This window comes from Streptococcus sp. CF7_Ac1-12 (assembly GCF_024295905.1).
In the GTDB taxonomy this organism is placed as follows: domain Bacteria; phylum Bacillota; class Bacilli; order Lactobacillales; family Streptococcaceae; genus Streptococcus; species Streptococcus mitis_AP.
Genome location: NZ_JANCPG010000008.1, coordinates 28,626 through 55,459 on the forward strand (window position 1 = coordinate 28,626; position 26,834 = coordinate 55,459).

Annotated in this window: 37 protein-coding genes and 1 tRNA gene; all 38 read right to left on the reverse strand. The window is 41.8% G+C overall.

The genetic code is table 11. The features are described from left to right. Positions 1 to 13: 13 nt before the first annotated feature. Positions 14 to 391: a competence type IV pilus minor pilin ComGG gene (gene comGG, locus NMM17_RS05195; RefSeq protein ID WP_000265634.1), complete on the reverse strand. Its 378-nt coding sequence runs from the start codon at positions 389 to 391 to the stop codon at positions 14 to 16. Beyond that, the gene (gene comGF, locus NMM17_RS05200) at positions 369 to 830 is read right to left on the reverse strand and encodes a competence type IV pilus minor pilin ComGF (RefSeq protein ID WP_000250510.1); all 462 of its coding nucleotides are present in this window, start codon (positions 828 to 830) and stop codon (positions 369 to 371) included. Before comGF ends, comGG begins: the two co-directional genes overlap by 23 nt. Further along, entirely contained in the window at positions 793 to 1,095 is a 303-nt protein-coding gene (gene comGE, locus NMM17_RS05205; protein WP_254753953.1) for a competence type IV pilus minor pilin ComGE, read from the reverse strand. Before comGE ends, comGF begins: the two co-directional genes overlap by 38 nt. Then, entirely contained in the window at positions 1,058 to 1,492 is a 435-nt protein-coding gene (gene comGD, locus NMM17_RS05210; RefSeq protein WP_029690012.1) for a competence type IV pilus minor pilin ComGD, read from the reverse strand. Before comGD ends, comGE begins: the two co-directional genes overlap by 38 nt. Beyond that, on the reverse strand, positions 1,455 to 1,760 hold the full coding sequence (gene comGC / locus NMM17_RS05215) for a competence type IV pilus major pilin ComGC (protein ID WP_254753954.1): 306 nt from the start codon (positions 1,758 to 1,760) through the stop codon (positions 1,455 to 1,457). The genes comGD and comGC overlap by 38 nt, the downstream gene beginning before the upstream one ends. After that, positions 1,720 to 1,977, reverse strand: a complete 258-nt coding sequence (locus NMM17_RS05220; RefSeq protein ID WP_254753955.1) for a hypothetical protein — start codon at positions 1,975 to 1,977, stop codon at positions 1,720 to 1,722. The genes comGC and NMM17_RS05220 overlap by 41 nt, the downstream gene beginning before the upstream one ends. A 155-nt stretch (positions 1,978 to 2,132) precedes the next feature. Beyond that, positions 2,133 to 3,101 (reverse strand): N-acetylmuramoyl-L-alanine amidase family protein, encoded by a 969-nt coding sequence (locus tag NMM17_RS05225; protein WP_254753956.1) that lies wholly within the window; start codon positions 3,099 to 3,101, stop codon positions 2,133 to 2,135. Beyond that, complete coding sequence (locus NMM17_RS05230) at positions 3,101 to 3,436, reverse strand: phage holin (protein ID WP_254753957.1); 336 nt, start codon at positions 3,434 to 3,436, stop codon at positions 3,101 to 3,103. Before NMM17_RS05230 ends, NMM17_RS05225 begins: the two co-directional genes overlap by 1 nt. Before the next feature lie 12 nt (positions 3,437 to 3,448). Next, positions 3,449 to 4,042 (reverse strand): hypothetical protein, encoded by a 594-nt coding sequence (locus tag NMM17_RS05235; protein WP_254753958.1) that lies wholly within the window; start codon positions 4,040 to 4,042, stop codon positions 3,449 to 3,451. Between the two features lie 5 nt (positions 4,043 to 4,047). Continuing rightward, positions 4,048 to 4,368, reverse strand: a complete 321-nt coding sequence (locus tag NMM17_RS05240) for a hypothetical protein (protein WP_254753959.1) — start codon at positions 4,366 to 4,368, stop codon at positions 4,048 to 4,050. 6 nt (positions 4,369 to 4,374) lie between these two features. Next, positions 4,375 to 4,857 (reverse strand): DUF2012 domain-containing protein, encoded by a 483-nt coding sequence (locus NMM17_RS05245; protein WP_254753960.1) that lies wholly within the window; start codon positions 4,855 to 4,857, stop codon positions 4,375 to 4,377. Positions 4,858 to 4,868: 11 nt separating this feature from the next. Further along, positions 4,869 to 5,309, reverse strand: coding sequence for a hypothetical protein (locus tag NMM17_RS05250; RefSeq protein ID WP_254753961.1), 441 nt, complete (start codon positions 5,307 to 5,309; stop codon positions 4,869 to 4,871). Between the two features lie 14 nt (positions 5,310 to 5,323). Continuing rightward, positions 5,324 to 7,888 carry an SGNH/GDSL hydrolase family protein gene (locus tag NMM17_RS05255; protein WP_254753962.1) on the reverse strand — a complete coding sequence of 855 codons (2,565 nt, stop codon included), beginning with the start codon at positions 7,886 to 7,888 and terminating at the stop codon, positions 5,324 to 5,326. After that, positions 7,888 to 9,726, reverse strand: a complete 1,839-nt coding sequence (locus NMM17_RS05260) for a GBS Bsp-like repeat-containing protein (RefSeq protein WP_254753963.1) — start codon at positions 9,724 to 9,726, stop codon at positions 7,888 to 7,890. Before NMM17_RS05260 ends, NMM17_RS05255 begins: the two co-directional genes overlap by 1 nt. Beyond that, positions 9,723 to 10,190, reverse strand: coding sequence for a hypothetical protein (locus tag NMM17_RS05265; RefSeq protein WP_254753964.1), 468 nt, complete (start codon positions 10,188 to 10,190; stop codon positions 9,723 to 9,725). Before NMM17_RS05265 ends, NMM17_RS05260 begins: the two co-directional genes overlap by 4 nt. 257 nt (positions 10,191 to 10,447) lie before the next feature. Further along, positions 10,448 to 14,338 carry a hypothetical protein gene (locus NMM17_RS09635; RefSeq protein WP_302850844.1) on the reverse strand — a complete coding sequence of 1,297 codons (3,891 nt, stop codon included), beginning with the start codon at positions 14,336 to 14,338 and terminating at the stop codon, positions 10,448 to 10,450. A 15-nt stretch (positions 14,339 to 14,353) separates the two neighbouring features. Next, positions 14,354 to 14,971 carry a Gp15 family bacteriophage protein gene (locus NMM17_RS05275; RefSeq protein ID WP_254753965.1) on the reverse strand — a complete coding sequence of 206 codons (618 nt, stop codon included), beginning with the start codon at positions 14,969 to 14,971 and terminating at the stop codon, positions 14,354 to 14,356. Positions 14,972 to 14,973: 2 nt separating this feature from the next. Further along, a complete protein-coding gene (locus tag NMM17_RS05280; RefSeq protein ID WP_254753966.1) occupies positions 14,974 to 15,333 on the reverse strand; it encodes a hypothetical protein in 360 nt (119 codons plus the stop codon). A gap of 48 nt (positions 15,334 to 15,381) precedes the next feature. Beyond that, positions 15,382 to 15,843, reverse strand: a complete 462-nt coding sequence (locus NMM17_RS05285) for a phage tail tube protein (RefSeq protein WP_254753967.1) — start codon at positions 15,841 to 15,843, stop codon at positions 15,382 to 15,384. Next, positions 15,844 to 16,245, reverse strand: coding sequence for a minor capsid protein (locus NMM17_RS05290; protein WP_254753968.1), 402 nt, complete (start codon positions 16,243 to 16,245; stop codon positions 15,844 to 15,846). After that, on the reverse strand, positions 16,245 to 16,637 hold the full coding sequence (locus tag NMM17_RS05295) for a minor capsid protein (RefSeq protein ID WP_254753969.1): 393 nt from the start codon (positions 16,635 to 16,637) through the stop codon (positions 16,245 to 16,247). Before NMM17_RS05295 ends, NMM17_RS05290 begins: the two co-directional genes overlap by 1 nt. Continuing rightward, positions 16,637 to 16,969: a putative minor capsid protein gene (locus tag NMM17_RS05300; protein ID WP_254753970.1), complete on the reverse strand. Its 333-nt coding sequence runs from the start codon at positions 16,967 to 16,969 to the stop codon at positions 16,637 to 16,639. Before NMM17_RS05300 ends, NMM17_RS05295 begins: the two co-directional genes overlap by 1 nt. Beyond that, on the reverse strand, positions 16,959 to 17,360 hold the full coding sequence (locus NMM17_RS05305) for a hypothetical protein (protein ID WP_254753971.1): 402 nt from the start codon (positions 17,358 to 17,360) through the stop codon (positions 16,959 to 16,961). The genes NMM17_RS05300 and NMM17_RS05305 overlap by 11 nt, the downstream gene beginning before the upstream one ends. A 12-nt stretch (positions 17,361 to 17,372) precedes the next feature. Next, a complete protein-coding gene (locus NMM17_RS05310; RefSeq protein ID WP_254753972.1) occupies positions 17,373 to 17,600 on the reverse strand; it encodes a hypothetical protein in 228 nt (75 codons plus the stop codon). Then, positions 17,587 to 17,835 (reverse strand): Rho termination factor N-terminal domain-containing protein, encoded by a 249-nt coding sequence (locus NMM17_RS05315; RefSeq protein WP_254753973.1) that lies wholly within the window; start codon positions 17,833 to 17,835, stop codon positions 17,587 to 17,589. The genes NMM17_RS05310 and NMM17_RS05315 overlap by 14 nt, the downstream gene beginning before the upstream one ends. A gap of 15 nt (positions 17,836 to 17,850) precedes the next feature. Beyond that, entirely contained in the window at positions 17,851 to 18,723 is an 873-nt protein-coding gene (locus tag NMM17_RS05320) for a hypothetical protein (protein WP_254753974.1), read from the reverse strand. Positions 18,724 to 18,737: 14 nt separating this feature from the next. Then, positions 18,738 to 19,307: a hypothetical protein gene (locus NMM17_RS05325; RefSeq protein ID WP_254753975.1), complete on the reverse strand. Its 570-nt coding sequence runs from the start codon at positions 19,305 to 19,307 to the stop codon at positions 18,738 to 18,740. 148 nt (positions 19,308 to 19,455) lie between these two features. Next, on the reverse strand, positions 19,456 to 19,647 hold the full coding sequence (locus NMM17_RS05330) for a hypothetical protein (RefSeq protein WP_254753976.1): 192 nt from the start codon (positions 19,645 to 19,647) through the stop codon (positions 19,456 to 19,458). Beyond that, a complete protein-coding gene (locus NMM17_RS05335) occupies positions 19,644 to 21,263 on the reverse strand; it encodes a phage minor capsid protein (protein ID WP_254753977.1) in 1,620 nt (539 codons plus the stop codon). The genes NMM17_RS05330 and NMM17_RS05335 overlap by 4 nt, the downstream gene beginning before the upstream one ends. A gap of 4 nt (positions 21,264 to 21,267) precedes the next feature. Next, the gene (locus NMM17_RS05340) at positions 21,268 to 22,776 is read right to left on the reverse strand and encodes a phage portal protein (RefSeq protein ID WP_254753978.1); all 1,509 of its coding nucleotides are present in this window, start codon (positions 22,774 to 22,776) and stop codon (positions 21,268 to 21,270) included. Positions 22,777 to 22,793: 17 nt separating this feature from the next. Next, entirely contained in the window at positions 22,794 to 24,089 is a 1,296-nt protein-coding gene (locus NMM17_RS05345; protein WP_254753979.1) for a PBSX family phage terminase large subunit, read from the reverse strand. After that, entirely contained in the window at positions 24,073 to 24,567 is a 495-nt protein-coding gene (locus NMM17_RS05350) for a terminase small subunit (RefSeq protein WP_254753980.1), read from the reverse strand. The genes NMM17_RS05345 and NMM17_RS05350 overlap by 17 nt, the downstream gene beginning before the upstream one ends. A 299-nt stretch (positions 24,568 to 24,866) precedes the next feature. After that, positions 24,867 to 24,949, reverse strand: a tRNA-Tyr gene (locus NMM17_RS05355). A gap of 56 nt (positions 24,950 to 25,005) precedes the next feature. After that, positions 25,006 to 25,425 carry a DUF1492 domain-containing protein gene (locus tag NMM17_RS05360; RefSeq protein ID WP_254753981.1) on the reverse strand — a complete coding sequence of 140 codons (420 nt, stop codon included), beginning with the start codon at positions 25,423 to 25,425 and terminating at the stop codon, positions 25,006 to 25,008. A gap of 72 nt (positions 25,426 to 25,497) precedes the next feature. Next, on the reverse strand, positions 25,498 to 25,881 hold the full coding sequence (locus NMM17_RS05365; protein WP_254753982.1) for a helix-turn-helix transcriptional regulator: 384 nt from the start codon (positions 25,879 to 25,881) through the stop codon (positions 25,498 to 25,500). Next, on the reverse strand, positions 25,871 to 26,050 hold the full coding sequence (locus NMM17_RS05370; protein WP_254753983.1) for a hypothetical protein: 180 nt from the start codon (positions 26,048 to 26,050) through the stop codon (positions 25,871 to 25,873). Before NMM17_RS05370 ends, NMM17_RS05365 begins: the two co-directional genes overlap by 11 nt. Next, positions 26,043 to 26,276, reverse strand: coding sequence for a DUF3310 domain-containing protein (locus NMM17_RS05375; protein ID WP_254753984.1), 234 nt, complete (start codon positions 26,274 to 26,276; stop codon positions 26,043 to 26,045). Before NMM17_RS05375 ends, NMM17_RS05370 begins: the two co-directional genes overlap by 8 nt. Positions 26,277 to 26,296: 20 nt before the next feature. Beyond that, entirely contained in the window at positions 26,297 to 26,668 is a 372-nt protein-coding gene (locus tag NMM17_RS05380; RefSeq protein ID WP_254753985.1) for a hypothetical protein, read from the reverse strand. Positions 26,669 to 26,834: the final 166 nt, after the last annotated feature.

The window sequence follows — 26,834 nt, forward strand, 5'->3', positions numbered from 1 at the left end:
GCTTCTCTTCTGATTATTTCTTCTCCACTTTTTCACTTGGATCAATCACTATCTTTTCCTTTTTATCACTTTTCTCTTCTTTGATTTTGACTGAAGGAAATAGGAACTCATATTGACTCTTAGACGTACGAACCCTTGTCACCAAGCTTGTTTTCTTATTTTGATAACTCACCTGACCCAAATTAAAGACCTGTTCCCCACTTTCCTTATCAACCTTATCTTTGGTTCGCTTGGCTATAGCAAAAGCAAGCAACTTTTCTTTATTTGAAGCATAGTCTTGATGGTGGGTGACTTGTCGGTTCAAGTAAAATTGTAACAAAAGACTAAAGATGGCTGCCATGGTGACTGCATAGAGGAGAACACCTGCCTTAACTTTTTTCTTTTTCCACACGATAGATGAATTCCCTTTCTAAGCCTTTTTGGAACTGAAAACGAAAACGCACCAGTTGATTGACCTCTGTAATCTGCGCAGATTTGAGTCCATAAACCATAGGCTGATAACCTCGTCCACTGGCATCGGTTTTTCGAAAATCATCCGATTTTGACTTGCCGATAGAGATATCCTTACCATCCTGCTTCATATAGAGGCGATTACCCTCCACTTTTTCGAATTGCGAACGATCTAATTCTGCCTCCAGCTGGTCCACAAACAAAAGCCATTCCTTTTGCTCGCTTTGTTGCTGGTAGCGAACTTCTGAAATGAGGAGCTGACTCATGGCTTGAAAGAGGAGCAAACTCCCACTGATGACAATGAGGGCAATCAGGGATTCCAACAAAGTGAAAGCCTTGATTTTATGGCTCTTTGATAGCCAACAACTGTTCTGAACCATGGTAGACCTCCAATCCTTTTTCACCAGAAAACACCTGAATCTCAACTCCGTTGATGTTTACCTGATTTTGACCTGTCTGCAGAGCCATCTTAGCTACCCTCAAGACTTCTTCCTTTTGCAAGATTTTTGTTTCTTCTCGCCTATTTTTCTGAATTTGTCCCAAAAGGAGGGTTGCAATGCTAGCAAAGATAGCTAGAGCAACTACTGCTTCCAGCAAAATCACCGCCCTAATTTTTTGTTTCCTTAATGCGTTTAATTTTTCCATTTCCTAGATATAACTGATAGCGAATCGCTCCTTTGCTGGTCTGAAATTCAACCTTAGCCAGGGACGAATTGCCCCCAGCTCGGTCAAATGTGATACTTTGGTCAGATGGTGCTTGAATTCCTTTAGGAACTGTCAACTTTTGACTGCCATTGCTAATGGTCTGCCCATCTAAGTTCAGACTAGTCTTTTGCTGACTGGCTACACTGCGTTTTTGGGTTTCTCTATAGAGTTCTTCAAACTCCATAAAGAAAATCTGCTCCTCTACCGCTGCAAAAGTGGACTGAACAGAGCCGGATAAGCCAAAGGCAAGGATACTCACCAGTCCCAAAACTAAGAGACTTTCAAGCATGGTAAAGGCTTTAATCTGCAACGGTTTGACTGGTATTTTGTTTAGCATGGTATTCTTTATAAGCTTTAGCCTGTTCTTCTGTGATTCGCCCATCTGCTTGTAACTTGCTTAGACTAGCATCTTCATTTTTATCCAAGCTATAAAGTTCTGCCTGGCTTTCTACCACCTTCACAACAGCTGCTTTTCCTTTGTCGTTAACTGCTTCTTTTTGCTTGGTCAAATTAGGTACAAATAGCAAGAGAAGTACGCTGATAATCAGCAAGACCACCAACATTTCAATCAACGATACTAAAATTATTGATTTTTTCCATCTCATACATCTGCAATGAATGCAACACGAGATCACGATACTTCCAAGTGCTGACCATGTACTCAATAACCTCTTGGTCCTCTATCTTGCATTCCATGAGCAGCAACAGCTTGACCGTGTACTCATTTTTCAAAATCGGCACCTGGTAAGTTACATCCACCCAATGCTCAAAGCCTAAATCTGTCTGATCTATGCTCGCAAGTTTAATGTTCAAAATGTTCATGTTTTCTTCCTCCTTACTTATCTATTCGTAAAAAAATAAAAAAGTAGTGAAAAAATCATTACTTTTTTATTCTGAAACTACTTTCAGAGCAAACAAAAAAACCGCAAGCCTGAGCCTGCGGTCTAGTGTAATCTATTTTGAAGTCTTTCTGTTTATTATTTTTCTTCTTTTGGTTTATCGACGACTGTGATAAGCCCGTCTGGTTCTGTTTTGAATGCTGGGTCTGTGTGAAGTTCACCGTTTGCCTTCAAGTAATACCAGCCGTCTCCCGATTTGACGAACTGTTTAGATAGCATGTAGCCGTCTTTTTCTTCCATGAAATACCATGTTTCACGATATTTAACCCAGCCTTTGGCCATACGGCCATCTGATTTGAAGAAGTACCAGCGATGGTTGAGGAACATCCAACCTGTGACCATTGCTCCACGTTTATCGAGATAAAACCAGTCTTTTTCATCAAAGAACCAACGGTTGATCAAGCAATAGCCACTATTATCAAATCGGAACCATTCTCCATTGATTTGTTTCCAGGTATTTTTTGGATAAGAACCATCCGACTCCTCCCACCACCAGCCTGTTTCATTGTGTTTCCAGCCAGCTTCAGTAGAGATACCGCCTTCAATATCATTTTTAAATTGTTCACGGCTAATGCCCCATTTGGCCAAATAAGGGTATGGATCCACATGGTCTGAGTAGTTTCGAGGTTGATTGTATGTACAATACTGATGTGTTTTGATTCCTGCTAAACTGTCAGAGTCCAGTGTTTTTGGAATCCCTGCTTCATCAGCAAGGTTTCGCAGAAGCTCAACATAGAGCTTATAGTCACGCATGAACTCTTCCTTGGTTTCATGACTCTCAATCAATTCAACTTGGCCATAACCCTCTACGTTCCATCCACCTCCTACGTCATAGGCTCCCATGTCTGTATACCAGGTCTGCATCACACGACCATTCCCGACAACGTGCGAGAAAAATCCTGAATCAACAGGTCGACGCATATGATAGTCTGCTTCATTTTGGGCAGTTGAATTTGGATTTCCTGTTGAATGTGCATGAATTTGTCTATACGGTTGTTCTCCGACTTGTGGAAGGTCAGTTCTTAGTCTACTTGTATCGATGTCCATTAATCTTGTCCTTTCCAAGCGTCATTCATCTGCTTCACGGCTGACTCTACAAACACTTCAAGCTCTTTATCTGTCATGCTAACATTGTATTTTTTAAGCTCTGAGATCATGTAGACTTTAGCTTGCTCAAGCTTTTCATCACCTTTATATCCTGTCTCTTGAGCTACCTGCTCAACGGCATGTACTGCATTTTTAGCTAGGATTTCAGCGATTTTTACAGCTTTCTCTCCGCCTTTTTGTAAAAGATACTCTTTCACTGCTTTTACGATATTGCCTACTGCTACAGCTAAAAATCCTGTCGCAAAAGCAATAATAAATTCATTAAATTGTGTCATTTATTTTCCTCCTTAATCAGTCGGGAACAGGTCCTCTGTGAAGTAAGAGAAACTATTGATGTGTATTTCATCTTCTTGTTCTTGGCCAGAATTTGTAAATACATTCATCGTTAATTCTCCATTTTTTACGTTGAAAATTGCCTGACCTAAAACATCTATATGTGATGGATTATCTTCTATATGTTGAGGGCTTTTTGTCGTCGGGAGTAAAATAGATGTAGGTGTGTTAAATCCTATTGTCGGAAGAGAATATCCTGCGAAGTTGTATCCCAAATAACCTCCCTTAATTGTCAATCCATATTCTGACTTATTACTTATTTGAACGTGAACCATATCTTCTATTCTGCGTATTTTTAAAATATTTCCAGTTTCATCATTTCCATCTTTTATAGTTATCCATCCAGTATCTCTCTTCTGACTTCCACCACCAGTCGGACGATTTTCTAACACTGTCAAACGTTGCTTAACTTCCGCATCGTTGTAGGCTGTATCTTTATCTTGCTTTTTCTCAGCTACTTCCTGCATTTCCTGCTTGGTTGCGTAATTAGTTTCAATCCGCTTGACATCTTTAGCGACCTCTTTAGCAAATTCCTCTAAATTGCTCATAGCAATCACGCTTTCGCTGCGTTATAAGTTGAGACAAGGTCGAGGTTTGCAAATTCGTCAATACGACGGCCGAGGTCAGCCAATTTTTGCACGACTGCACCTTCAGTATCACCACTCATGCTAGCGATCATCGTAGCAATCTCTTTAAGAGTATCAAGATTTTCAGGCACTCCATCACCCAAAATATCAGCCTTCACTGCGGTTTTAGCTTGCTCGATAGCCTGCATTAAAGTAGCATTGTCAATCTTTGTATTGATTAACTGCATCATTGCCTTGTTATCCGCTCCCAATGCAGAAGCGAATGCAATCAGTTTACTTGTATCCATAATTTATCATACCTTTCCTAAATTATAAAATTTCACTAAGTCAGGAAACTCCTGATTTACTGTACCATCTGTTACTGTTTTTTTCGAAAGTTGTTTCTCAACTTCCTTTGCGATATCCAACTCTTTGAGAGCGTGGATTTCATTTGTGACCAGATTCTTATCCGATTTTGTGATTCTAATTTGAGTCGAGTCGTCGCTTGGGAATACATACCCTGCCACGCAAATTTCGAGATTGTACGTTCCTTCTGGCAAAATACCATCTAGATTAAATACTACTGATCCATTCGTGACAGTCGAAGTATGCTTCCATTGCTCGCCATCTTTTGTCAGCGTGATTTTCGCCTCCTGCCCATCAAGCGATGGGATAGGGTCCTTATTCTCATCTAGCAATTCAAAACCAAAAGAAGAGGCTAGATCGCCTTGCTTGACGACCAAACCCCCGTCTATTCTTGCCAAGTTCGTTGAGTTACTTCTATTTGCGCATAACATTTCGCCCTCCTTTAATCGTCGTCGTCCAAAATTTCCGCGCGGATATCCAGCTTTTCAAAATCGCTGAAAAGGCGGTCTATGTAACCATTTCCGCCTAAAGCTTTATAGCTTTTGTGCATACTTTCCACCAATGAAAATTCATCACGGGAAGTGTACTTTCTGCGGATAGCTCTCCGCATATCACGGCCAAGGCGCAACTTCATGGTATTTAGATGCGCCTCATCGTGTACTTTAAGCTTTTCCTGCACTTCATCGATTTTGGTATTACTATCTTTTGCGGTTTTTTGTACGTCATCTATCTGCTTCTTAACATCTCCAAGCTCTGAGACAATCTTTTCTGTCTCTTCTTTCGCTTTTTTCGGCAACCGATAGCTTATCCATGCAATGATTGTCGGGGTCAGTACTGGCATTACACTTGTAAAAAAATGTTCGATTTTATCAAAAAATTCCATAAGCCCCCATTTTTCTAGAATAAGAAATTCTTGATAATCTCGTCCGCAATAGCCTTGTGTCCTAAATCACCTGGATGACTTGCAACACCGGCGTTGGTAATAGTGTAGTTAGAACCGTCTGGGAGTCTCAATGCCTTGCCCATTTCAGACTTGTATTTAGCGTCCTTAGAATACTGGTAGATGTCAACGAATGTAACACCCAATGGCTTACAGATAAGCTTGATTCTTTCCACAAAATCTGGTGAGGCATAGTAGATACCGACCCAGTATATTAGGGCCTTTGGTGATGCCACCTTAATCCAGTTCACAAGATTAGGGATGTCTGTTTCAAGGTTCTTCCGCTTCTCGTCAGTATTTAAGTTGTCGCCAAACTGCAAAATGACAATATCTGTATCAGGACCTAGTGATTGCTTCATTTTACTGTCGAATGTACCACGTCGATTGTTTGGATCAGATTCCCAATCTGCACCATTCCCACGCTCTACTACTGCGCTAGGGTTCTTAGACAAGATATAGTTTTTAACAAGAGTGAAGTAATCTTTATCTGGCGCACTAGCAGCCATACCCATGCCCTTAAGCCATGGATGGCTTAGGATTGAGTTACCAAACACCGCTACACGGCTAGGGATATTTGAAACTGTTGACAGATTGCCATTGTTATCAACCAACAAGCGGAACTTAGTGCCATTTGGGCTAGTAATCATCGGTGTTTTCTTAAACAGTTCAAGTTCCGTAACAATCGGTTCAATCTTATCCGTTTTTTGTTTCAAGACCTCTACTTTCTCATTAGCGCTCTCGTTAGCTACACGATAGCTGAATGGAATAGCTTGCCCTGTTTCGTACATAATCTTTCCAGAGTACCCAGCGTTATTAGTAACGTGTTGAGCGTCTTGAATCAAATTACGTTCACCCTTTGAAGCATAGACCTTATTATCTTTAGCTTCAAAAAAGAGTTGCTCTCCGAAGAAGATTTCCTTATCTTCATCTCGAACATTTAACGTATTGTATCCAGCGGCAAGCTCCTTTTGAAAGATTCGAGGGGATACAATCAAATCGTTCTGGTCGATGTTACCGATAGCGAAATTGTATGTTCCCGCGTCCTTAACGTAGACATCGATGGTATCGATAAAACCACGGCTCTTCTCCCACTTCTTGATAGGACTCATGTAGCCGAGATTATTAATCGTCGTTGATTGTGTTGAATCAATACCAGTAATATCTGCCCCAAATTGAATCCTAGACGTATCTGGCATGACGAACGGAACCTTGGACGCAATGGCACTAGAACCAAAATTAAGGTTCTCAAGATAATGAGCTTGAGCGTTTCCGCCTTGGATGACCTTCGTAGGATTGTCTGATGTCCCACGACTAATCAGGATATAGCCGTTTTCTGCTGGAGTAAAATCTTGGTTAACTAATACGTCTGTAGTAGAGAATGTTTTAAGCTTCTTCCCTGAAATGTCGAAAAAGTGAGTAAATACTCCTCGGATGTTTCTTAATCCGTAAGTCTGACCTGCTTGCATGTAAATCTTGGGATAAGTGCCCCAAGTGGAAGCGTCGTAAGTGCCGTTTCCGTTACCAGACCAAGCCTTACCTACTTTGAATGTTCGTTCATCAACCAGCTGCTTAACGATGTTGACGAAACTCAATTCTTCTGGTTTAACATTTAGCGTCAATTTAGGAATTTTAAGCGAGACATAGCCATCAGGCAAGTTCGAGAAGTCAACGTTAGCTTTTTTTAGATCCTCGAGAGAAGCGTTAAACACTCTAGCAGTCTCGTCTGGTTTAGAAGATACATAGAGCATACAATCTTCTGGTGGAATGTATTCGGTAGTTACCAAATCATCCGTTTCCGAGAATTTCTTGACTAATCGACTTCCATCGCTTGAAATGGCAAACGAGAAGATACCACGGATATTTGACAAGTAATACTTATGTCCCTTTTTGATCGGGACTGGCATGAATCGAAGCCATCCGTTAGAAGACCATGTACCAATTGATGTGTTGTTCCAAAGGTAGACAGAACCTTCAATCTTATCTCTTAGAAGTTGCTCAATTGATTCTGTGAAGTCGATATTGTCAGCTGTCACTTCATCCACGTTGAGGCCTCTAGATTGATAAACCCCACCTTCAGTCCATCGTCTGCCGCTCTCGTTAAAGTAGTACCATTTACCTGTGCTGCTTGCGACAACAATACCGTTGGCACCGTTTGGATAAGTACGCTGAATCTCTTCCAGCGAGCTTAGAACGGCCTTGGGTGCACTAGAGGAAATAGCATTAAATTTTGATTCAATCCACTTCGTGCTCGCTTTTCCATCAAGGTTTTTGGTCATGTTGTCGAGACGCTCTGAGAGTGTATTGAAGTTGTCTCTGGATTTAACTACTTCCATGTCAGTGTTCCCACTCTTAGTAGCGTCGTCGTATGTGGTTTCTATTCCGAGGGCAATGGCCTCACGGACATCAGCCCCTTTTGTTTTTTTGCGGATAGCGTCAACAAGGACGCTAATTTTATTGGTTTTTTCAAGAGGGGTCACATCATCATATAAATTCAAGCGTCCCTCTGCTTCAGTTTGTGGCATTAAGCACCTCCTAATTCGTTTCGTAATTGAGCAATCTCAGATTCAAGCTCGCTAATACGCTGTGCACGCTCTTGCTGACTCATATTGAGCGCTGAAAGTTTAGCGTCATAGTCAGATTTAGCAAGCTTGTAATCTTCGAGAGCTCTGTTGTATGCTTCCTTCTCAGATTCTGTTGCATTAGTAGCCAGTGGTTTCGGAGCTCTTGGCTCGACAGGCTTAGACTGACTAGCAGATTTAAGCGCAGATAATTGAGTATTCAACTGGTCTAGTTTCTTCTGTTTGGTAGCTGTCGACTGGTCTAGTTTGAGTTTCTCAATAGAGCTATCAGCTTCCTGAGTTTGCAATTGATAAGCTGATAGAGATTGAGATTGTGAGCCGATAGTTAAACCAACAGACTGTGGTTTCAGTATATCAATCTTCTTCTCCAAAATTTGCAATGTTTCAATTCCAGATAGCGGTGCGTTGATAATCTTGTGCTTATTCCCAATTCTGAACTTACTATATCTACTATCAATCAGATAGCGTTCAACCGCTGAGATTGTCCATTTAGATAGTGCAATCTTCTGGTTCCTCAAATACTGTTTCCCACGAGCCAAGAGAATGTTAGGGTTGTCAATCTCTGTCCAGATTACTGATTTTCGAATAAAACCAAACTCTTTTATCAGCTCTTCATCAGCCAGATACATCTTCCCATCGTTCACGCTTCGAATATCGAGCTGAGCTCGTGTAACGTCTGGACTTTGGTCTTCCTCTTGACCTTGGTTTTGACTTTGCAAGTCAGCTCCAATTGGGACGATAATCGTAGCGAGACCGTCAAAATCAACCTCTCGACTGGCTGATTTGATGTTCTGACCTAATTTAATCGGACTTTCCTTAGTAGTACCAATATCTTTAGTCCAATCTACATAGATCCTTGTGTTGAACTCTCTTAGCGTTAGATAGCCACCAATATTTTTGATTATCCGTTCTCTTACTGTGTCCCAGCTTGAATCATATCCGATATAGCGGAATGGTCGGTCTGACCTACTTTGTACTGTGATATTTCTGGGAATTATCCGCTTAAATTCCTCAATTTGAACGTTTGCAGATTCAAAGATTATTTTGAAATAGTCCTCAGCCCCTTTGTTTGGTAGTTTCTGGAACCATTGGGCAGAATCGTGTAGATATGACAGGAAGTCTTCACAAACGACTTTCTGAACAAATCCATTAGTTGACATCTCATTGGTCATTGTCAAAACTCGGCCGACAAACTCAACCTCGTTGTCCCTTAGGTTAACGACTTCGATGATAGATTTAAACTGAACCATTTTTTGATACATCGTATGGTTCAACGGGATTGCAAATTCCAGCTCGTGGATACTATTGACAGCTTGCTTGATTTCGCCAGAAACAATCTTGTTTCCAAGTGGGCTATAGGGGTCGTGGATGACCTTGCGTGTAGCCGTAGTTCGATTGAGCTTGTCCCATCTTCTATCAAGGAAGCTAGGCCACCAGTAGATGGCATACCCTGCTTTCTTAGCTAAGCCAGCAGGACGCTCTGGCACGGTTATCTTCTTGCCTTCGAGGTACTCTTTCGAGCCATTTGAAGTCACTACATAGAAATGGGATTGGTATGTCCCACTGTCGCTGTTGTGATCAACTGAATTGATGGTACAGTACCAATCATCGCCCCATTTTAAGGCATCGTACCAAACAAGGTCATCTTGCCCAGATTCTTCCGACCACGTTGGAACTTGTAGCCCAGATATGCCATTACTAGACTTCAGCCCCTTGACACGGATGGCATAGCCTGTACTGCTGACGTTGAAGATTTCAATGCTATCACAAGATACTGTCATACCATCACCTCGTTAGAATAGTGCATTGCTACTGTACCATTTCCTTGTGCTTCGAAATAATTGATTCCGATGTCGAGCGTTAGAGCAAAATCTTTGTTCTCACCCTTCTTCAAGTAGTAAATGGTGCCGTTAGCATCTTTTAGCGTGATGTCCTCACTACAGATGATTACTGGGCTGATTGATGTATATCCGGCGTTTACAAAGTAAACTGGTGTCTTCTTCTTCTCATAACCAAGCGCCCACTTAGTCCACGTTGAATTATCGCTCTCAAAGTCAAATGTGTCCCAAACATCATCGAAATACTCGTCCTCATGGAATGCAAACGGATAGCACTTGAATGTGATAGTAGCTACCAGATTCTTCTTAATCGGGTCGTCTGCTACTTTGATGTGCTTAACCTTGCCCATCCAATAATATCGACGGTCGTGAGTATCTCTCAACTTGCGTTGCGTTTTAGTAACCATGCTTGACTTAATCTGTCTTTCAGCAATTTTGCGATTCTCGTAGGTGGTGAACGGCAATTTAAACTCGTATGTAATCTCTCTTGATTCAAATACACGTTCTCCCAACGCAGAGGAGAAGTCGAGCTCACCTTGCATGTAAGGGATAGACTCAACGATTTCCTTTTCGTCTGGCGTCGGTGCTTCACGTTTTTGAAGGTACCAACCAGCGTCCCGACTGTTAAAATCGCCGAATTCTATATATTCTTTAATTTTAGTAATCATAGTCTGTGTCGTCCTTTCAACGTTTTAATCGTATCAATGGCGCTGTTGAAGTTATTAACTGTACCACCAACCAAGGCACCAGTATCCAATACCATGTTTTGACCTTGTGCGATTTGTTTCTTGACGTCCACAAGAGCGTCAATTACATCGTTAAGCAAGCTTGCTGAGTGTGCAGCGTAAGCTTCTTGACGGGCTGAGATAGTAGCGTCTGGCGTTTTATCTCGTAAGACTTCCATCTTAAGCTGACTAGCCATATTTGAGGTAGCACCAGTTAGCATGGCATTAGCTCGAACGTTGAAACCATTGACCTGTTCTCGAATGTAGTCCAGACTATTAGCAACCTCTGGGGCTGATTCGTCGATACCTCGAGCGATACCAAGACCAATCCACCAACCGACTTCATCACGGAAGAGGTGGGATGGTGAGTTGATTTTGGCTTTAGCTCGTGCCGCTCGTTCTGCTTGTGCCACGAGGGCGTTCGCAGCAGCTGTAACATCCCCAAGAGCTGAATTCATACCTGCAGCAAGCCCTTGCCCAATGTAAGCCCCAGCTGAGAAGAAGGCACCATAACCGCTACGGGCTGCGGCTGCCGCTTGGTTAACTGTCGCTTGAGTAACTGACACTAATCGCTGACCGCTTGATTGCATGGCTGATACCATCTGAGACCCATTATTTCTCACGCTTTGAACAATTGATATCATACCATTGTTAACAATAGCAAGGATCTGAGCCATAGTTGATTGCATGCTGGCAATCATAGTGGTTCCTGCGGTTTGAATTGCAGTCACCATTTGGGCGCCTGCTGTTGCTATACCCGTTGTCGCTCCTGACATAGCTGATTGAATGCCTGTTCCTAACGCTACGATACTTACTTGTGCTGTTGTTGCGTTCGCTCCTAGACTAGCTAACGCACTATTCGCACTTCCAGCTTGAGCATTGAATGATGCCAAACCTGCGCCTGCCATCATTGTGGCTGGAGCTATCGTCATAAGCATAGAATTAAATTGTACGACTATTGAACCCAAACCTGTAAGACCGGTTAATGAACTTTGAACATTAGATCCGAAATCGGTCATTGACGATGCTGTAGCTGTCAAAACAGCTGGTAAACCAGTTAATGAAGAAGTGAACGAAGTTAGTAACGCTGGTAAAGCCATTAATGTTGATTGCAAAATTACAGTAGATTGGCCAAGCATCATCATTCCACTACTTAACATTGTCATACCTTGACCAGCAATGGCTAAGCCTGCTCCTTGCGATGCAATTGCTCCTAAACCTGCAGCAGTTGCAGCAAGTGATGCGCTTAAATCAGCTAAACCTGTATTAGTGATCATCACGACACCTTCAGCTAAAGATTTGAAACCAAGGCCAGCATTTAGAGCGGCATCTCCGATTGATTGAATAACTGAAGCTATTGCTTGTAATATACTTGATAAGCCACTACTTAAAGTTTCAATGATTTTACTAATAGCTTCAGCAAATGTTGTGATAGAAGGAGCGCATAGCCCCAAAGCTAATCCAAAAGCTGCGACACCAGCAGCTGCAACAAGCATTCCTGCACCGAAAACGGTTGCCCCAGCTCCTGCTGTTAACAAACCAGCTCCTAAGACCAAGGCACCCGCACCAGCTACCAAGGCTCCGGCTCCCATGACTAGCAATCCGGCACCTAAAGCAGCAATGCCAATAGCTGCACTAGCCCCATAAGTAGCAATTGTTGGTAAATGACCTGCGAGCATTGATAATCCAGCAGAAGCTGCATAAACACCAACACCAACGAGAGCAAGAGCTACACCAAAAGCTGCTACACCGACGGACGCGACTAGTAATCCTGCACCAAAAACTAAAACACCAGCCCCTGCCACCAAAGCACCTGCTCCTAGCACAAGCAGTCCGGCTCCTGCTACTAGGGCTCCAGCTCCTAAGACAAGCATTGAAGCACCTAGAGCTGCAAGAGCGATCGAGGCTGATAATCCATAAGTAGAGATGACAGGTAATTGAACTGCTAATATAGCTAAACCAACCGAAGCGGCATATACTCCAACACCGATCAATGCAACTGCTGCACCAAACGCTAAAATACCAACTGCTCCTGCAGTTAAAGCAGGGCCTAAAAAGGCGAATACTGCTGCAAGCGCAGCGATTCCAACACCCAAACCTACCATGGTTATGATTGCTCCTGCACCAGCACTTGATAATTGGATGGCAGCTTGAACCAAAAGATAGATTCCTGATGCCGCTAACATTACACCAGCTCCAATCATCAATATACCTGCTCCTAATTTCAAGACAGAGCTTGCTGCTGCTCCTGCTGATGTACCTACTGCTGTATTTCCAGCGCTCATTGCGGTACTTGCAGCCGCATTTGTTGCTTGTGCAGCGGTAAGACTAAGAGTATTTGAAATCAATGAAACAAGGTTTTTCCCAAAATCAAAAGCTGATTTTAGACCTCTTGCAATCGTAAGACCTGTTTTGATGCCTTTTAAAGCAACCGCAAAACTAACTACACTCGTAATCAATGCACTCCACATTTCTGGACTAATTGATTGAGCAAGTTTTGAAAACCAACTTACAAGAGTTGAAATCCCATTTACGATCTGCCCTACTGCCGTACCAATTGTGTTCCAGGGAATAGCTTCTCCTAAATTCTTAGCAACTTCAACAGCTGCCCCAGATAAGTCCTTGAATGCACTGTATGCACTATTGATGGCACCTGTGTTAGCAAAAGATTCTACGACAAATTGAAATCCTCTAGCCAATTCTTGTATTACAGCATTTACGAATGTAATTACATTGCTAATCCCTTGGAGCAAATCTTTAAATCCATTCCCTTCGCTAGTAAAGGATTCAAAAAGCGACTGGATTGTCACGACTACATCCCGGAAAGTGTCCTTAACAACATCAAAAACGCCCTCGTCAACTCCAAGTGAAGAAAACAAAGATTTGAACCCTTGCTCAATTTTAGGACCAGCTTCTGCCAGGGCCACCTCAACAGCTTGAGGGAGCTGACGCATGATATTTCCCACCATTGGCACGAAGTTCCCAAGAAGAAAAGTTGAGGTAGTAGAAATGAGAGACTTAAGAGATGGACCGATATCCTCTCCAAGTGTAAGATTGGCTAAAAAGTTTGAAGCTGAAGCCTTCATCGCTTCAAACGAACCGCTGAAAGTAGTTTTAGCTTCTTCTGCTGCAACTCCAGCAATACCAAGTTCTTGTTGAACCAGGTCAATAGCTTCTACAATATCCGCAAAGTTGTTGATATCAAACTTCTTGCCCATCGCTTTCTCAAGCTTGCTGGCATCAGCCAGAAGCCGTTTCATTTCTTGTTGAGTACCGCCATAACCTAGCTTAAGGTTGTCCAGCATTGTGTAATTCCCCTTGGCAAAACCTTGGAAAGCCATTTGGATAGAACCAATATCTGTACCCATCTTAGCTGAGTTATCAGCCATAGAGAGAATCGCTTTATTAGCTGCTTCTGCAGCCTTCACAGCATCACCACCGAGCGCTTGCTTCAAGCTGGCACCGAAAGAAACAGCTTGCTCAGCGTATGTATTAGCAGAGATTCCTGCTGCGGCTGCAGCTGTAGCATATTGCTTCATGGTGTCTTCAGCGCCCTTATAAAGTGTATCAATACCACCAAAAGATTGTTGTAGCTTAGCGCCCTCATCCAAAGCGGTTGAGAAAACACCTTTCATAGCACTTCCCAAAGACTGAATCCCGGAAATAAGCGCACCGCTTACGATATTGGCTCCAAGGACAGATTTGAAGACTGAACCTAATTGCGTTCCGCTTTCGGCCAATCCTCCGACCATTCCTTTTAGACGTGCGACTCCTGATTGAGCTTTGTTGCCATCCATATCTACCTGAATGACGACCTTACCATCTGCCATCTTATTACCTCCTTTCTATTCCATATCGTAATCATCAGCTTCATCATCATATTCTTCAGAATCAGGCAAAGCATACTCTTTTTTTAGCTTCATCATTTCATCGATGTAAGCTTGAGAATCGCCTTTTCGTGGCTTGTACTTCCTGATTTTGATGACTTCAACGAATTTAGTACCTTCTGGCAATCCTGATAACAGGGCATTAAACTTTTTCCAGTGCAATTTTCCTCTTTCTTCAAGCAAATCAATGCCGTATGCTTGCATAAAACTCGAATAAATGAGATCACCATCTAAAGAAATATCATAGACAGGCGGTTCATTGCTTTGGGTAGAAGGTTCTTTTTGCATCACGTTGCCGGCCAAGTCGTACTCAACCGATACATCTTTCAGTGATTTTAACTGGATATGTTCCTCGAAAACCTGTTGGAAGATATCCATAGCATCTTCAATCGAGAACAACCCAAATCCATCTCCTGTAAGCATTTTTAAAGCAAAGAAAGGCTTAACCTGTTCTGGTATTTCCTCATCACACCACATTTCAAAAAGTCTAATGATGTTATCAAAGGACATATTGAGAGAGTAGACCTTATCACCAATAATCAACTCATCTGTTAATTTTCGTGATAGATCCAGCATGATTAACCCTCTAAATATTTCTTGATTGCTTTTTCAGAATTTCGATTCTCAAATTCGCTAACGATTCCACGGATTGCTTGGATTAGATAATAGATTGTATCCGTTGTTGTTTCTCCTGAAAATTTATAAACTTTCTCAAAAGCTTCTTCATCGAACAACTCTGTCCAACTCTCTTTAGACACTTTGTAAGCCTCTTCAAAAGCTGACTCGTTATCCGCTTCTTCTAGTTTTTTAGCGCGTTTTTCGAGGTTCTGCCCAATTGTTTTCATGCGTTTAATATTTGCATCATTCGCTACATATTCAAGCTGAAACTCCCCAAAATCAACAGGGATGATGTTGCTTAGTTTTTTAATTACGACCATTTTTATCTCCTTTCAAAAAAAGAAGACAAGGCGGAAACCGCCCTGTCTCTATTCAGGTAATACGTTTGATTTCTTAGGCTTACGAGTCCATACAATCTTGAACTTGATTTTTTCAAGCTCAGAAGCTTCACCGTCACCAATTTCAATCTCAGAAAGACGAGCTAATCCCTCTTTTTGAGTTTTACCATCAGATGAAACTTCTTTGTACCAAACGATGAGATCATCACCGACCTCGTCTTCTTTATCAGCTACAAAGTTCTGAGCCTTATCTGAGTAATCACGATGCCCTTCAAATGTGCGACCTCGAGTTTTTGAAACGATGATATTTTCTTTAGTTCCATCACCGTCAAAGTATGCTGCATCGTCGTCTTCTTCGTTGTTTTCAGGGGATGACGATTTAATCCCTTTAGCAATCCACATATACGCTTCTTTTTCTGGTGCAGTCTCAGGATTTTCAGCGCTATAAGGACCAATGAAATGTTTTCGTAGTGCGTTTTTGTTCTTTGCCATTTATTCTTTCCTTTCGATTTCAAGATTTGCTGTTACATCCAGCAAATAAGTGTAAAAGCCTTGTTCGTCCAACTCGTTTAAATACGGTTTCTTGACTTCAAGGCCTAAATAGTTATATGAATTGTTCTTGCTTGGTAATTCCAAGCCGATTTTTGATAAGGCAGTGTTAATCTGCCATAGAGTGTTATCAATTAGTTTCTGGTCTTTTGACTTGATTGCAATCTCAAAAGGTAGGTCCACAATTTGCGTCCCTGCCATGTCCTCTTCTACCACATTTCCACCAGGAAGCGGATAGATTACCAATCCCTCATGCTCGTCTAAATAGCCGTGTTTTGAGGGGATTTGGGTTTGAACACTTTTGATATGCTCCAGCAAGACCTCTGAAAAGTCGTTTTCGTGCATTATTTAACTCCCATTGCTTTGGCACCGACCTCTGCCCAATTCTTAGCATATAGAGCTGAGGCCTTCTTATCCCATCTCGGACCAGTTCCAGGTGTTGGTTTTTGACTCAGTAGCTCCTTCTTATTCGCAAAGAAGAACTTTCTTTGTTTCTCAGAAAAGAAACCTTTTCGTTTCTTGCCATAATAGAGCAATCTTGCGTGTGGCGCTGCATAGATAATCGAATCTTGTCGAACGTGTCCACTAGCTCTCAGTATTCCTTTTCTTTTTGGAACAAATCTATCCATATCCAATAGCATTTGGTTAGCTATGGCTAGTTTTCCTTTTGCGAAATTATCTGGAGAAACTTTCTTTTCAACACCTTTTAAGTCAATCTTTACACTAGCACCGCCCATCAAATTACCTCGATTTCATAAGCTAACAGCTTCTTAGTAAACGGATGGTATTGTGGAATAATGTCTTTGACGACATAACTGGTCTCGTCTTCCTCAACGATGCCACCAACAAAGCTCTTATCAAGCTTGATAGGGCAGTATTTAGGATAGACAATTACAGTCGATGAATTCCTTTCGCTCCGATGGTTACCAGTCCCAGAGTGAGAGAAGGTTCTGTCGAACTTGCAAGGAGATAAATAAAGAGGGTCAGAGTACGTCTCTTTCCCCCAGTCATCTTTCCCTTCGACCTTCTTAATCGTCAAAGAGTCAGGTAGCATTCGTTTATCTATCATAATCCACCCTCGCAAAGCCAAATCCTGCCATTCTCAGCCAGTTTTCAGCATCTCTCGATAAATTATACCTTTCGGCTAAAGAAAGCGAACCAGATCCATTCTGAGAGCCTGTGCGATAGCTTACTGATGTCCGTCCTACTGACATACTAGCAATAGATTGTCTATCTTCCGCAGTCATGATGCCCGAACTGTCCAAATAAGCAATCTGAAAGGCTGTGGCACGTTTGACAGCCTTCTTTCTTGCCTCAATATCGGTATCAAAGCTATTCATAGAGTAAAAATCTCTAGTGTAAGCATCGATAGTCATTTCTGCTCGTTGTAGCAATTGGTCAAAATCATCAACCGAATCAAAACCTAAACCTCTGAACTCTTCTCTTGTTAAGTAGGTCATGACAACACCACCTTACATCAAGAAGTCAGTTGATTCAGGAACTTCTGGAACTGGTTCTGTAAGTTCTACAGGTGCTACATCTGGCTCGATACACTCAAGCCATTCTTCACCGAAGTGAGCGGTTGAGCGTCTGTTGATTTCATCCGCTTCAGCAGATGTCATTTCATAAACAACACCTTCATCGAATTGTTGCCCTGTTTTTTCAACATAAAAATTATTTTTTGCTTCAAATTTGGCCATTTAGAACCTCCAAAAGCTCATCTTTGGATTTGGTTGAATAACCTTCAATCCCTTTTTCTTTAGCAAGAGCTTTCAGCTCTGCCAAGGTCATTTCGGAAAGTGAATAAGTTGCCAAAATTTCTGCGATTTGGCCATCTTCAATCACTTCTTCAAAGCCATCAGCGATTAGCTGAGCTTCTAACAAGCTACCTTCTTGTACTGTGTAGACTTGATTCCCTTTTTCGTATTTACGCATTTTCTACCTCCCTAATTAAGCAGATTTGTGAGACACATAGACACCATCTTGTTTTGATTGCAAGACAAAAAGATCATGATAGAGACGGTTTTGATACAAGTATCCGTCACCTTCAGTGTGTTGACCAGGAGCAAACAGATAGATTGAGTTGAATTTAGCTTTTGCGATTACTGCTGGCTTAGCCACGATCAAGAAGTTGATGTTTTTACCATCAGAAGCCTTAACAAATCCAGTAGTGAAATCAAATTTAGTCTTGAAGCGTGCATCATCCCATACTTCAATAAGCTGAACTCCGTCAAGTGAAGTGACACGAGTGTCAATGCCTTGAGGTGATGTAGTAGCGATTGAGCGTGTGAACTCTTTAGAGCGTTCCAAGAAGTCCATAACTTCGCTAGAAACATACATAACGATGTTCTGAGCTCCATATTTACGAACCGGCAAAAGAGCAGCCTTCAATTTAGTGTAGACGTTCACTTCTGACAGATCATCTTCAGACTTGAAGTGGTTGTTTGTGATAGCTTCTGTAGCAATTTTAGAGAAGCGGTAAGCATCCACTTCTGGAGTTGCATGCTCTGTGATGAATGTGTTAGATACGTTAGCAGCAGAAAGCTCTTGGTTAGTTTCGTCTACGTCTGCAGCATCCACGAAGAACTCGACGTCACGGTCGAATCCTAGTGTATAAACTTTCTTGTCGTTTGAAACTGTACCAGAATTATAGCCTTTAGAACGAGTGTGTGCTTTATACCCAGTAACTGAAATTGTAGGCAACTCGAAAGACTTAGCGCCTAGCCAGTTTACTTGTGGCGTTTCCAAGATGCTTGTAAGTGCGCCTTGCATCAATTTCTTTTCAAAAGTGCCTTCGTGTTTAGTAATATAGTTGATTGTCATTAATCATTCTCCTGTCAATTATTTAGTCCTAGAGCCTTTAAAAAGGCATCTTCTTGGTTCGTTCCAGCCGTTGGATTCCCTCCAGCTGAAAATGTCGGCTTTTTCTCCTCAGATTGCTCTGTGCGCCCAAACTGAGGATATTTCTGCAACACTTGACCAATAGCATCTTCGATAGATACCTCATCGGATACCAAGCGAGCAGATAGAGTGATGACGTCGTCCACAGATTCGGCATTTACTCCCAAGGTCAGAGCTGATAGTTTAGCTTCCAGACTTTTCTTGTCTGATAAAGCCTGTTTCAGTTCTTTTTCTTTAGTAGCAAGCGTCTCTGATTGTTTCTCAGCCTCACTCTTTTGTGAGTCTTTCCACTCTTTGAGTTGTTGGAGTCCTTCTTTAGCGCTCTTGAAATTTTCAAACCCTAGGTCTTTGAAGATTTTCTCTTGTGCTTTCTTGGACTCTTTAGCTACAAGACCAGTCACCTCTTCTTGAGTGAAAGTCTTGACAGATTGCTTTTGAGCCTGTGACTCAGTATTTTCTCCAGTATTTGCTGACTGGTCAGCTTGTGTTTGAATGTCATCTGCCATTCTTCCGTCCTCCTAAAATTAGGTATTATCTTCCGTTCTTTACCGACTGCGGATAAAGTCAAGCAAAAAACCGCATCAAATTTGACACGGTTTATAGTGGTTTATAGCAATTTACTGCATGAAAAAAGCGCCTAGATTGTTCTAAGCGCTACGCTACTGAAATACTAAGGATTTCATCCTCAAAATACTCATAAAGAGTACCGTCGACATCTAAGCCAATTGAGTCAATCTCCTCATCGTTGTCATCTTTGTCACAGTATTCTTGGACAAATCCTGAAACTATTGAGCCATCTTTAAGCACAAGTTTCACGTTTTGTCTTAAAAAAGTCCATAATTTCATGACTTACCTCCATACGTTGGGACAATGTGTGCCCCTGTCTTTCTATAATGTATCCTAAAGCTATCAGTTTCAAACATCTCACCTGTTTGTTGGTCGATATACACACCAACCTTGCTATTGTGTTTTATGATTTCTTTTTTAGGAATGTAGTTAGAGTCTTCTTTATACAAGAATTTCCCTGTGCCTGAATAACGTTTAATAAGCTCAGCAGCCTCATCCATTGATATTGTCAAATAGCTTGGCTCAATCTGATTGCCATTGGCTAATTCAGTTTCAAGTCTCCTGCGCCATTCGTTAGTACCTTTTATGTGGTCAGCTTGTTTTTGCTCATTGATTTCTGCCTTAATTATACCATCTTTTACAGCGTTTGTGAAACGTTCCCGCATTTCTTTTTGCTCTGCTCTGTGTTTCTCCAGCTTTTCAAGTTTTTTTCTGACCTTAACCTCTTTCTTGGCTTTGGTATAAGGGTCATCATAGTATTTCTCTCTAGCTTCATCCCGTTTCAGGAAGGGGTGCTTATCGATGTAATCTTTCAAAGCAGTGTTTTGAGTGTCTATCTTGCTCTTGTACTTGTTTATCAGGTCATCATCACCCAATTTCTCAGCGATGTGAAGTTTTTCCTTGTTAGCTCTGATAGACCGTTCTAGAGCTCTCTGCTTAGCTTCTGCGTTGGCATTTTCTTTTGCTTGTTCTGGACTAACCGAATCGACGTCCTCGCCCAAATCGGGTTTATAATTGGCTCCTGGGATGAACGGCGTCAGCATGTGTCCGCAGTTAATACCCAAACAACCTTCAGGCCGACCGTAGCCATAATCAGACAAAGCGAGAATATGCTCTCCATGCTCTGTTCTAGCGTGACCGGTTGTGACAATATGATGTTGTAAAGGAGCGCATGACTTACGAGCTGATGCTTTCTTTGAAAAATAAAAGGTATCAATTCCTAACTCTTCAGCTGGTCTTGTTCGCATTTCTCGATAAGTTCGGTAAGTTGTCGTCTTGATAACCGTCCGTGCGTAATTATCAATCTTCCAGTTACGTCCAGCTCTATCCTTGAATCCTTGAAATCCTTTCTCTTGCCACTGCATGACCGTGTCAGAAATAGCCTTATCAGCAGTTGAAAAACCTGTAACCACTCTAGCGACAGATTGTTCCACAATACCTTTATATGCACCAATTACAGACATCGGCAAAGTAGTATTGATTAAATTGTGGATATCTCCGACCGCTTGACTAGCATAATCGGCAAGGATTTCTTGAATGTGATTGCTGTTTCCTGCGGATCCATGCCCTAAATCTTCTAAAAGTTGCTGCTTCGTGTCCGTGTAGAGCCTCAACCCCTCATTTTCAACAATGTAGCGTAGCTGTTCTTCAGCAACTCCAGAGTATTTAGAGATTAGCTTCAGGTTCTCCTCGTTCAGCATGTGCATCTGCTGCATCTTTTCAAGTTGCCAGATGTACGGTTGCTTATCAAGATAGACCGTGCCACGTTCCGTTACACGTTCGACCACGTTGTCAAACAAATCCAAAGCTAACTGATGATAAATATCCGCGACGTTGCTCGCTTGAAGTAGCAGTTGCTCGTCATTGAACTGGATTGGTGGTCTCTTCTTTGACATCTAATCACACTCCATAAATATCAATATCCTGTTGATTTCGCTGACTGTTAGCCGTATCTATTGTCTCCTGATTGATTGCCTGAATCATCTTCTTAGCGTCAAGCTCTGATATGTTGAAAGCCTTTTGAATAGCGTGAGCCTTGCTGACAATACCACTGGCCAAAGCCTTAGTCCAATAATCAAGCTCATTGTTCTTGTCGGTAAAGACTCCATCGTCCAAATTGATTGCAATCTTATCCATTTGAGGAATTGGACCACTATACAATTCATACAAACTACCCAGCTCACAGATTGAAATAATCAACTCTTTCAAAGACTGCTCGACCAGACTGACAATGCTGTTTCTCATTTGGTAAGTATCACTATTTTCAGATACGACCTCTGTCGCAGTCTTCAAGCTCTGCCCGTCAAATGTAAACATTCCAGCTGATACACCTAGGAGCATTTCAAAAAGCGCTAGACCCTCGTTAATAGTCTTGATGTAATCATCTGCCCTGATTGCAGTTGTTAAATCTGTGATTGTTCCGCCATCCATATCGCTTGTTGACAAGCGTAAGTAGACATTCTGCTCTGTTTCAAATCGCTTGACAAGTTTAACGTCTCCGTCCTGGTTAATCATTCTTGTTTCTGTGAGATTTTCAGGAACGGCCACTCTACGTTGACCCATCTTAACTTCCCACTTGAACTCGTCATAGGTCGTATTAATGAAATCAATCGTGCTCTTGGCATTATCGAAGATTGATAAACCAAGAGGCGAATTGATGTCCTTGTTGTTCATTCCAGGAGGTTTCAGGTAAGAAAAAAGCGGTCTTGTTAGACCGTCAAGTTCAACTTGTTCTTCTAGATCCTCGTAGACTTCAGCTAGAGGAACACGTCCACCTACTTGTTCAGAACTTTCAGACCTGTATAGCTCGTTTGAAATGATGTATTTCCCATCTTTCGCCCATTCGTGAAACTCAATTAAGGTATAGTAGATGTTCTTCTGACCTGAAGCCTTTATCGTCTTAGTCACGATAGCAGCACTTGAAATGTCCTGTGTATTGCTCTGCAACGGCAAAAAGACAGGTGCTTGAACGAATGACACTCGCACTCGTCCGTTATCTACATAAGGCCTCATAGCAAGACCGCCTAGAGCCAAACAACTCTCGAGATAGCGCTCGAAGTTCTTATTGAAGCGGTCATTCTTCAATGTTTCTTGAATGAATGCATCTGCCTGTTCGTCGTCCAATTTAATCGAAGCCTGCTCGTTAAAAACCAGACTGGCAATCTTCTTGGCAGCGGTTCGAGCGATTGGCAAATGAGTCGCTTCTCTTTGCTTCTTGACACCATCGGTATTCGTGTATGTTATCTTCTCAATGTTGCTCTGATAGTATCTTAGGTTCTCGTTGATTCGACGATACTCTGCGCTTGTTACTGCGATTTTAGGATGGTCTGTGATACTTGCGAGACTTTCTGTAGTCATTGCATACTGTCCTCTCTTAAATAGATTTTTGACAAATTGAATAATGCCCATTTATCGGCTCCTTATTGCTAAAAATTAGCGTAATGCTTATAGAATACGTTCACACTATATCTGAATTCGTCCATTGCGTGGTTATCTTTATCAATCGGTCGGCCGTTATCGTCACGACTGTAAAGACCAATCTCTTTCAAGAAATAGTAATGGTCGTACTCTTCTTCTTGGTGATTGATAAGCAAGAACTGACCTGAAGATATAATGTTCTGGCCACGCTCAATCCCTACCTCGATACCCTTCGCCTTGCTGCTGACATCATGCGCGTTGTTCAAGGCTCCCTTTGTCTGAATTCCTAGCTTATGCAATTCCTCTCGTAAGGATCTACATGCTGGGTCAATCCAGACATCGGTATAGCGCATTTGATACTTGCTCACGCACCACTGAATAAATGCTCGAAGCTCGACTGCATAGGTGGACATAGCCTTGACTTGGCCAGTTTCAGCTCCGCTGTGATAGTAATGAGCTACACGATTGAGCCTAAAGAAAGTCTTGTTGTCCTCTCTATGCTTAGTAACGATGTTACAAGACATTGAGGTGGCGTCAGATTGCCCACCATCGCCGTTGAAGTACATTTCCATAGGTTCGCCTACCAAGTTGTCCTTGATGTTCTTTTCAAGGTCAAATAGGCCATAAATAACGCCCTGAGGCATCACCCTCTGACCAAGTACGTCTCTCTTGTAGAGATAAGGATTTTTCTTAAGCGATTGAATAATAGACTGCTTACGCTCTTCAGACAGAATCGGATTGTCGTCCATGGTCCAATGGGTCCAGCGTGTGTTCTGGACATCAAATACATCCTTAATAACTGGATGTTGTGGAGCTGGAGGGTTAAGGTCAGCTAGATGATAGCGTAGTTTAGCGGCCCACGTCCGTCTGAATGCCTCCTGGATAAAGTCCATGTTCAGCAGATTGATTTCACAAAAGACCACTGAGCCTAAAGACATACCAGTGATAGCACCTACACTATTAGCTTTACCTCCACCTTTGTAGTAAACTCGTTTAGTTCCGTTTGGTGTATTGATTAAGAGGTGATCTCCGTGTTCGTCGTGCCTGATTTTGCAATTGCCGTCGAAAATATGCATTAGACCTGTACCGTCACCATCAATGAATAGACGGTAGGCTTGCTCTTGATTGTATGCAGCTATCAAATGGTTTTCGTCTGGTGACTCAATCAAATATCTTGCGTATCTGAAATGACCAGCGGTTGTCTTACCACTTCGAGGCGTGCCCTCGTTGACCTCGAGCTCATAGTTGAACGGTCTACGAATGATGTTGAGTTGTTTGTTTGAAAAATCAATCTTCAACCTCATCACCACCTTTTACCGCATTTAAGAGAGCTTCCATGAGAGTAGTATCGGACTTAGAGTCTTGATTTCTCTCAATCTTGATTTTGAGCAATTCAATCTCTTGTCTGATTTTCTCATCTGTCAACTCAAGGTCTTTCCACGCCATGTTGTTCATGCCGTCCAGAGCCGAAAGAAAGGCGTTTGAATTAGCTTGTCTAATACCTTCATTCTCGATGCTTGCCCTAGCTTTATTTTTCAGCCATTCATACTCATTGAAAGCCTGCTCTCTGGACCATAAGGACATATTAGAGAACTGTTTGAGCAGCTCACGATACCTTACCAAAACCTTACCATTTTGAAGAAGCTCGCTTGCTTTAACATCGACCGTGCTATCTTTCCACTTTTTAGAAGTTGAAAAAGCTTGTCTATATGCTTGTCTTTGAGATAGTCCGGAGATTATTCCTTGGACAAATAGCTCTTGTTTTGGGGTTAATTTATCCACTCACCGGACTACCTCCTTTCCGACAAAATAAAAAGCCACACGATGTGTGACCTTTTTGCAAGCAGACTACAGACTTGCGTGTTAATCAGAAATCTATCTTGAAATACTTTCTTTTTTATTTTTTTGTAGTCTTTACAACCTCTAGCGGAATCAAACCGCCTAGCTTATAACTTACCTAGGATATAATTAGCTATGCAATCATGCAAGGTCCAGTCGCTCCGCAACCATTTGTAAGTTAATGAGTGATATATGAATGCTAAGCCTGTTGCCTACCCCATTCTGGGACACAAAACACTCAAAGGAGAGGGGAGGACTTGAACCTCCAAGGCCATTACAGCCCCCTGACATTACAGGTAACCATCTACCAATTCTGAGACCTCTCTCTTCAATTCTTGATACTACCATTCTAACAGATTTTAGACTTCATGCGCATTCACTTTAGCTCACTTTGTCTATAATAGTCTCCTCTAGTTCAGACTCAGCCTGTTTGCGTAATCTGTAATAAGTTGCCTTACTTATTCTCAAATTGTCGCAAATATCCTCAATGTAGGTCTTAGTAATGTAAGTCATTCTAAGGACAGACCTGCTTTTTGGATTTTTAAGCCTGTTGATCATTCGACCTAATTCAAGTTTCCTGTTGATAACCTCTTTAGTATCCTGCTCTATAGCCTCTTTCATCACTACCAACTGAGTATAGACGTCATCAACTTTTCTAGTCTGTCCACCTCGGACTTTGACATCTGACCACTTAGGACTTGAGAGCAAACCTGCCTCAAGCTCATTGATTTCATCTATACGGCTTTGGATGTCCATATCAAGGTCTTGTAATTCTTTCAATAGCTCTTTAGCCTTGTTCACTCTCTATCTCCTTTGTGATATAATAGTCTTTGCGAGAACTATTAGCTAAGACAGAGGGTGTCTTGGCTTTTTTTATATCTCAATCCCAAAGAAAGTACAGATATCTTCCAATGCACATTTAGAAATACTACTGCCTGTTTCCCACTTGGCTATCGTATCTCTGTGATACCCTAATTTAATAGCCAAATCACTTTGAGTCAATCCCGTCTCACATCGCTTTCTTTTTAGCATTTCGGCAAAAGGATTTGTCTTTTTTCTCAAAAACATACGAGGGTCAAGATTCAATTTTTCGCAAATAACAAACATATCTCCATCTTGTGGTTGTGCTTTTCCGCTTTCCCAATGACAAATAGTTTCTGGGGTAACTCCAAAGATTTTAGCAGCCTCAATTTTCTTTAGACCCTCGGCTTTTCTCCACAATTTGAACTGTTCCGAAAAATATTTCCTATCCTTCATCATCCACCTCAATCTTTACGACTGCCCTACCATTCGGGTTCCGTTTTTGCGTTGATGCGAAAGTATAATACTTCAACATCCTTTCAGCAATTCCAGTTTCTTTGCTGATCTCTGCAAGAGTTCCCATGGTAATGAACGTATCCCCTTGATATAGAGCATACTCACTCATTGCTTAACTCCTCAATCAGCCAGTCAAGATTCTTTCTGGCTTTTTTCAAGTCTTCAAGGCCGTTTTTCTTCTGGTGTCGTAGTATGTACTTCAAACTGTTACCTAGAAAAAAACCTTTCAGCTGTTCTGGTGTCATGAAATTTCTTAAAGCATCGATAGATTCCATACCGTATCGCCCTTGGTAGTGATTTGGTTTGTTTACGTTGTCAATTATTTCTGGGTTCATTTTTTTACCTCATTAACTTTCTAATATACAAATTCGTTGACCAGGTCGCAGATAAAGAGCCTCCAATCAGATTCCCTGAACGTTAAGAAACGATCTGTAGTAAAATTTCTAAGTCTTTTGTAAAAGAGCATCTTTAGTTGAATTGACTCGCCAACACTCAGTAATGTACCGGGGAAGCGATGCACTGAATGCACTCTATTCCCGTATCCCGAAATATCTAAATGTATTATCGTTTCTGGATATATGCGCCCCATATTAGCTTCAACTTCAAACTCAACCTTAACTTCTTTCACAATCGGAACCTCGTTAAAAATTGGTCGTGCAGAAAATAATGGAGACGGGATTTTTTGAATTTTCTTTCTTCCTAAATATGGATATTTTTTAGGTCTCATCTTTCTACCTCAATTTCTTCCATAATGCTTACTTGCTCCGTGTAAATAATAAGTGCCATCTTTGCGCTTGTTCACGTAATACGTGTACTGCCCATCTGGGCTGGCATAGGAAATCTGCTTCTCTCCTCCCTAAACTCCGTTATCTCGCATCATGTGGCAATTTTCC